The sequence below is a fragment of the Pantoea sp. ME81 genome, assembly GCF_903970985.1.
GTDB classification, from domain to species: Bacteria; Pseudomonadota; Gammaproteobacteria; order Enterobacterales; family Enterobacteriaceae; genus Pantoea; species Pantoea communis.
Genome location: NZ_CAJCKS010000257.1, coordinates 1 through 5,087 on the forward strand (window position 1 = coordinate 1; position 5,087 = coordinate 5,087).

5 protein-coding genes are annotated in these 5,087 nt (G+C 51.7%); all 5 read left to right on the forward strand.

Annotated features, from left to right (window positions below; genetic code table 11):
- On the forward strand, nucleotides 1-604 hold a 604-nt coding region (locus H7A81_RS25570), incomplete at its 5' end, for a M20/M25/M40 family metallo-hydrolase (RefSeq protein WP_182059137.1).
- 123 nt (nucleotides 605-727) lie between these two features.
- Nucleotides 728-970, forward strand: a complete 243-nt coding sequence (locus H7A81_RS25575) for a hypothetical protein (protein ID WP_160866835.1) — start codon at nucleotides 728-730, stop codon at nucleotides 968-970.
- A 334-nt stretch (nucleotides 971-1,304) separates the two neighbouring features.
- Nucleotides 1,305-2,744 (forward strand): glycine betaine/L-proline transporter ProP, encoded by a 1,440-nt coding sequence (proP, locus tag H7A81_RS25580; protein ID WP_182059138.1) that lies wholly within the window; start codon nucleotides 1,305-1,307, stop codon nucleotides 2,742-2,744.
- Nucleotides 2,745-2,987: 243 nt separating this feature from the next.
- Nucleotides 2,988-4,772, forward strand: coding sequence for a malto-oligosyltrehalose trehalohydrolase (gene treZ / locus H7A81_RS25585; protein ID WP_182059139.1), 1,785 nt, complete (start codon nucleotides 2,988-2,990; stop codon nucleotides 4,770-4,772).
- A partial coding sequence (locus H7A81_RS25590; protein ID WP_255479052.1) for an alpha-amylase family glycosyl hydrolase occupies nucleotides 4,769-5,087 on the forward strand: 319 nt, incomplete at its 3' end. The genes treZ and H7A81_RS25590, both read left to right, overlap by 4 nt.

The following is a 5,087-nucleotide window of genomic DNA, read 5'->3' on the forward strand; positions in this document are numbered from 1 at the left end:
CATTGGCCATAAAGGTGCACTGTGGTTGCGCTGTGAAACCCACGGTAAAACGGCACACGGCGCAATGCCAGAACTGGGTATCAATGCCATTTATCTGGCCGCAGATGCGCTGGGGAAAATTCGTCACTTTTCTCCCGGCGCACCGCATCTATTAATGAAGCAGCCCACGTTGAATGTTGGGCGTATTGAGGGCGGACTCAATATCAATTCTGTTCCGGACCGCACCGCTTTTGATGTCGACATTCGCAGTGCACCGAATTTGCAACACGCTACAGTCCGACAGCAGTTGGCTTCTCTCTTGGGTGAGGCTGTCACGATCACCACCCTTGTCGATCTGCCGGCAGTGTTGAGTTCTGAAGAAAACCAATGGGTACAATCCGTTTACCGCCATTGCCAACCGCTGTTTGATCGGCCACTTGACGCCAAAGTCGTGCCTTACTTTACGGATGCGTCGCTATTGCTGCCCGCACTCGGCAATCCGCCGTGTATGATTCTCGGTCCAGGTGAACCCACTATGGCACATCAAACCGATGAATATTGTTTGCTGAGTCGATTGGCTGAAGCTGAAAATCTTTATGAGAAGCTAATTAAAGATTGGATGTGATTAAACGCGATGAAAATGTTTCTGTAAAATGAGTGATGGCTTAGCCAGGCGGCGTGTACGGATACATTTTATGTCTATTCGGCACTATAATAGGGGCCACGCAGGTTGAACCGGGAAAGTGCTATGCCAGAATTCATTTTTTATCGCAAAGAACAAATCGTTGCGACACTGGAACGCTCTGATGTTGAAAGCGCCGTCTTACTCATTTCACAAGGCTATAAAAAGTTAGATGAAGAGGTCGAAGCAGCGACGCCTGAAGCGGCGTTAAAGCGGTTAGCGGATGTTCAAAATCAAGACAATATTACTCATCATGCTTTCGTTACAGGGTCAGTATTTACCTCCATCGTGAATGCGCTGTTCAAATGATTTTCCTTCACCCGCCTTGTGCCGCTGAATCTTATGCAGCGTGAATGACTGTAGCATAATTAACTCATTAGCATAGTGTCACCGCATAATATAGTGCTGAATTAAACCCACCCCCTCCACCACGACACAATCAATTATTTCACCTTGAGAGTACTTTGACAGAATATACCTTCATCGCTACGCTTTAATGCAAGGATATTTGTCACAAACTTGCACATCTTAAAAAGATTACCTAAGGTGTCCGCCTTTCAGCCTCTTATAGCTTTCATTTCCATAGGTGAATTGTTCGGCTGCGAAAGCTATAAGATCGCTCTAATTTTACTCATGGAGGTTTATGAGCACCGGAACGATTTCTAAACAATCTGACTTAACCGTTGATGATATTACGGTCATCGATAACAAATTATTAAAACGCGCTGTGAGTGCTGCTGCGTTAGGCAACACCATGGAATGGTTTGATTTTGGCGTATATAGCTATCTCGCCGTGATTATCGGCCAGGTCTTTTTTCCTGGTGCCAGTAACACTGCGCAGTTAATCGCCTCTTTTGGCACCTTTGCCGCTGCGTTTTTAGTTCGCCCAATCGGGGGAATGGTATTTGGGCCGTTAGGTGATCGCTTTGGGCGGCAGAAAGTGCTCGCTTTCACCATGATCATGATGTCGATTGGCACCTTCTGCATCGGCCTGATTCCCAGTTATGCCAGTATTGGCATTGCCGCCCCGATCCTGTTGCTGGTGGCACGTCTGGTGCAGGGTTTCTCCACCGGCGGCGAATACGGTGGCGCAGCGACCTTTATCGCGGAATACTCCACCGACAAGCGCCGTGGCTTTATGGGCAGCTTCCTGGAATTCGGCACACTGGCGGGTTATCTGCTCGGTGCCAGTCTGGTCACCGGCATGATTGCACTATTACCGCATCAGGCCATGATGGACTGGGGCTGGCGTATTCCCTTTTTCCTGGCCGCACCTTTAGGTTTATTTGGCCTCTATATTCGCCTTAAGCTGGAAGAGACGCCGGCATTTAAAGAGCACATGGATAAGCGCGAAGAGCTTGAGCACAATAAGCCTCAACTGAGCTTGCTGCAGATGCTGCGTGTACAGAGTAAACCGCTGTTGAAATGTATTGGCCTGGTGCTGTTATTTAACGTATCCAATTATATGTTGACTGCTTATATGCCTAGCTATTTAACCGGCGTATTGGGTATGAGTGAATTATCCGGGCTCATGTTAGTGATGGTCGTTATGTTTATTATGATGCCATTAACGTTGATGTGGGGACATTTAACCGACCGTATGGGCCGTAAGCCGGTCATTGGCTTAGGAGCATTGGGATTAATTCTACTGGCTATTCCCAGCTATATGCTGATTGGTTCTGGCAATATGATGTTGGTATTTGCCGGTCTGGCGGTATTAGGTTTATTGCATACCTGCTTTAGCGGCACTATGCCCGCCACATTACCGGCCCTGTTTGTCACCGATATTCGCTACAGTGCATTAGCGATCGGCTTTAACCTCTCAGTGTCACTGTTTGGCGGCACTACGCCGTTAATCACTGCATGGCTGGTGGATACCACGCACAATGCCATGATGCCCGCTTATTACATGATGGGCGCCGGGATTGTCGGTTTGATTACGGTGTTAACGCTCAGTGAGACCGCGCGCAAACCGCTTAAAGGCTCTTCACCTGCTGTTGCCACCAAAGCGGAGGCGCATAAGCTGATTGATAAATTACGTAAGCAGCGCGGCCGCAAGGTCCAGCAACACAAACCAGCATAATCTTCGGGGCGACCATCAGGTCGCCTTTCTTCTATTCACCTCCCTGATTAGCGAAGCGTAAGGCGTCGATAATTTCCTAAACCCATCTGTTAGCGCCAGAAAAGCGCAAAATATCGACTATGATCTGTTCTCAGTCTTTTCGTGTCGTCCCGCTGTAAATCGTACTCAGCCAGCATCTTTAAACGGAACGTGTACTGCTTGATGTCGTCCATTGCCCTTGCGAGGGTTAAACGAGGCAATTGAATGGAATTCAGATCATTTAAGAAATCCTGGGGAGCTGAGATTCAGGCGGATGGCAGCGTGCTATTCCGCTTGTGGGCACCGGGTCAGCAACAGATTACCTTGCGTCTCGCCGATGGCGATCACCTTATGTCAGCCTCGGACGATGGCTGGTATCAACGGCAACTGGGCGGCATACAACCTGGTGCGACTTACAACTTTGTACTGGCGGATGGCACAGAAGTGCCCGACCCTGCCGCTCGCGCGCAACAATCCGGGGTCAATGGCCCTTCCGTGGTACTCGATCCTCGTCATTATGCATGGCAGCACACGGATTGGCGCGGACACACCTGGCAAGAAACCGTGGTGTACGAACTGCATATCGGGACTTTCACACCCGAAGGCACTTTCGAGGCCGCCATTACCCGCTTGCCCTATTTGCAGGCACTCGGCATTACCATGATTGAGGTGCTGCCGATATCGCAGTTCGGTGGCAATCGCGGTTGGGGTTACGACGGCGTATTGCTGTACGCACCGCACTCCGCTTACGGCTCGCCGGATGATTTCAAAGCCTTTGTGGATGCTGCACATGGACACGGCCTGTCGGTGGTGCTCGATATTGTGCTCAATCACTTTGGTCCGGAAGGTAACTATCTGCCGCTGCTGGCCCCTGATTTCTTCCACAAAGAGCGCATGACACCCTGGGGCGCGGGCATCGCATATGATGTTGATGCCGCACGTCGTTACATCGTGGAAGCGCCACTCTACTGGTTGCAGGAGTACCATCTTGATGGCTTGCGCTTTGATGCCATCGATCAGATCGAAGATACCTCCAGCAAACATGCGTTGATTGAAATTGCTGAACGCATCCGCCGTGAGATCACGGATCGCCCTATCCATCTCACCACGGAAGATTCGCGCAATGTCACCTTCCTGCACCCGCGTGACAAACAGGGCCATGCGCCGCTGTTTACCGGCGAATGGAATGACGATTTCCACAACGCCATACATGTGTTTGCCACCGGTGAAACCCATGCCTACTACCAGGATTTCGCTGAAGTTCCTGAAAAGCTGATTGCACGCATTCTGACTGAAGGTTTTGCCTATCAGGGGGAGATCTCGCCGCAGAGCGGTCAACGGCGCGGCGTGCCCAGTGCGGCACAGCCTCCGGTTGCCTTCGTCGACTTCATCCAGAACCACGATCAGGTCGGCAATCGTGCACAGGGTGACCGCTTAATCACGCTGGCAGGCACCGACCGCACCAAAGTGCTGCTGGCCACGCTGTTACTGTCACCGCATATCCCGCTGCTGTTTATGGGCGAGGAGTATGGCGAAACCAACCCGTTCCTGTTCTTCACCGATTTTCATGGCGATTTGGCTAAAGCGGTACGTGAAGGACGCGCCCGCGAGTTTACCGGCCATGCGGGGCATGACGACAGCGTGCCCGATCCCAACGCGGAAGAGACCTTTAACCGCTCGAAACTCGACTGGGGCAAGCTGGAGAGTGAGAAAGGCAAAGCCTGGCTGGCGTTCACTCAGCAATTGCTGGCATTGCGTCAGCGCCACATTGTGCCGCTGCTCGCCACGGCGGGCGGTCACAGTGGCAAAGTACTGAAAACGGCCAAAGGTTTTATCGCGGTGAGTTGGCAGTTCCCGCAGGGTGAACTCTCGCTGGCGCTGAATATCAGCAAGCAGGCGCAGCCCTTACCCACTATGGCAGGCAAAACCCTCTTTGCCTGGCCGCAGGAGAATGATGTGTTGCCGCAACATGCCATTGTGGTGCGTCTGGCACAGGGAGAAAAAGCATGACGATTCCTTCAGCGACCTACCGTATTCAGTTCCGCAACGGCATGACCTTTGACCGCGCCATCACCTTGTTACCTTATTTGCAGCGGCTCGGTATCAGCCACCTCTATGCCTCGCCTATTTTCACTGCCACCACGGACTCCACGCACGGCTACGATGTCACTGATGCCAATGAAATCGATCCTGCGCTGGGCGGACGTGACGGTTTTAACCGACTGTCGGCGGCATTACACCAGGCCGGCCTCGGTTTAATTCTGGATATCGTGCCAAACCATATGGCGGCATCACTGGAAAATGCCTGGTGGCGCGATGTGATTG

Excerpts from the sequence above, each read along its gene's own strand:
- H7A81_RS25575 (WP_160866835.1), top strand. The coding sequence starts at position 728 with ATGCCAGAATTCATTTTTTATCGCAAAGAACAAATCGTTGCGACACTG.
- proP (WP_182059138.1), top strand. The coding sequence starts at position 1,305 with ATGAGCACCGGAACGATTTCTAAACAATCTGACTTAACCGTTGATGAT.
- treZ (WP_182059139.1), top strand. The coding sequence starts at position 2,988 with ATGGAATTCAGATCATTTAAGAAATCCTGGGGAGCTGAGATTCAGGCG.